The 1,475-nt window shown below is 72.1% G+C and carries 2 protein-coding genes; one reads left to right on the top strand and one right to left on the bottom strand.

Translation table 11 applies throughout. The annotated features are described in order from the left end of the window. Nucleotides 1-230 (top strand): hypothetical protein (locus C1J01_RS48015; protein ID WP_220040494.1); only part of this gene is annotated, 230 nt, incomplete at its 5' end. A gap of 95 nt (nucleotides 231-325) precedes the next feature. On the opposite strand, the gene C1J01_RS48010 is transcribed toward C1J01_RS48015, so the two are convergent. Further along, nucleotides 326-1,315, bottom strand: a complete 990-nt coding sequence (locus C1J01_RS48010) for a serine hydrolase domain-containing protein (RefSeq protein WP_111185810.1) — start codon at nucleotides 1,313-1,315, stop codon at nucleotides 326-328. Nucleotides 1,316-1,475: the final 160 nt, after the last annotated feature.

Raw genomic sequence — 1,475 nt, 5'->3', positions numbered from 1 at the left:
CCGCGGAGCCCGCGCCCGAGCCGAGCTTCCTGACCACGCCGCCCCCGCCGGCGCGCAAGGAGCCGGAGCGGATCATCCCGCCGAACCCGTTCACGGTGATCTTCCAGTCGCCCGACCTCGCGACGGACGACGACGACATCGCCCCGTCGGCGGCGACCGAGCGCAAGCAGCAGCGCCGCCAGTCCCGCGGCGGCGGTGGCGGCGGCGGCAACCGCCGCCGCACCGGCTGACCGACCACGAAAGGCGCGCACCCGATGCGGGTGCGCGCCTTTCGCATGCCCGCCCCCTACGGCTACGGGTCCGAACGGGGAACGCATGACTGGGATCACGTCGGCCGAGTGTGCTCCGAGTCGGACAGGCCGCCCCTGGTCACCTCGTCGAGAAGACCGTTGAGGAGATCCACTCGGCGTTCGGTGTGGTCGGCGATGGCGATGAGCACCATGCTCAGGTCCAGATCGGGCACTCGGGCATGGAGGGCGCGCAGGCCCGGCCAACCTCCTCCGTGGCGATAGACGCGATGGCCGGCGTGCGAGCGGACGCCGATGCCCCAGGCGTAGTCGAGGGGTGTTCCGTCATCGAGGCGTCCAGGGGTCTGCATGAGCGCCGAGACGCCGAGTTCGTCGTGGTTGAGGGCCTGGCCCCATCGCAGCAGATCGATGGCGGTGCTCCACACGCCTCCGTCGCCCAGGGACAGCGGAGCGGGACGAGGTCGTACGAGCGGGGCGGCGCCGGGTGGCGTGGGGCCGGGCCCCGGCCAATAGCAGGTGCCGGCCATCGCCAGCGGTGCGAAGAGGTGACGCCGCGCGAAGTCGGGCAGCGGCCGGCCGGCGACGCGTTCCACCACGGCGGCCAGGCAGACATATCCGGCATTGGAGTAGGCGTGCACAGTGCCCGGCTCGCGATCCAGGGCGGGGACCTGGGCAAGAGCGTGAATGATGCCCTGGGTGGTTCGGTCGGCGTCACGAGGCAGGAGGGCGTCGACGTCGGCGTCCGCCGGGAAGCCCGCCGTGTGATGGACGAGGTGCCGCAGCCGGACGGCGTCCGCCCACGCGGGCAGCCGAGGCAGCCAGCGCGACAGGGCGGATTCCAGGTCCAGCTCTCCTTGCCGGGCGAGCCGCGCCGCGCACGCGGCGGTCATCTGCTTCGACAGGGAGGCCGCGTACGTGAGCGTCGTCGCGCCCAGCGGCTCACCACCGAGTGTCCGTCCCTGGGCCAGCAGGACGGGTGTCCGGCCACCGCGCTGTATCCCGACCACGATCGGCTCGTCAGGACGATAGCCGGCTCTCTCGACGAGGGCGGCCACGCGTCGTCGCATCCGGGGCACGGAGTCGATCCTTCCAGCACCGATGTGTCCGCAGGAACCCCGGCGGGCGCGGCACCGTACGTCCCCCGGCCTCGCCCGGGCCGGCCGCTCAGTGGAGGGGCTGTCTCTTATACACCTCTGACGCTGCCGACGATCTTACGCGTGTAGATCT

The organism is Nonomuraea aridisoli (assembly GCF_003236395.1).
Lineage (GTDB): Bacteria > Actinomycetota > Actinomycetes > Streptosporangiales > Streptosporangiaceae > Nonomuraea > Nonomuraea aridisoli.
Note: the sequence above shows the minus strand (reverse complement) of the source record. Positions and strands in the feature narration are given on the sequence as shown.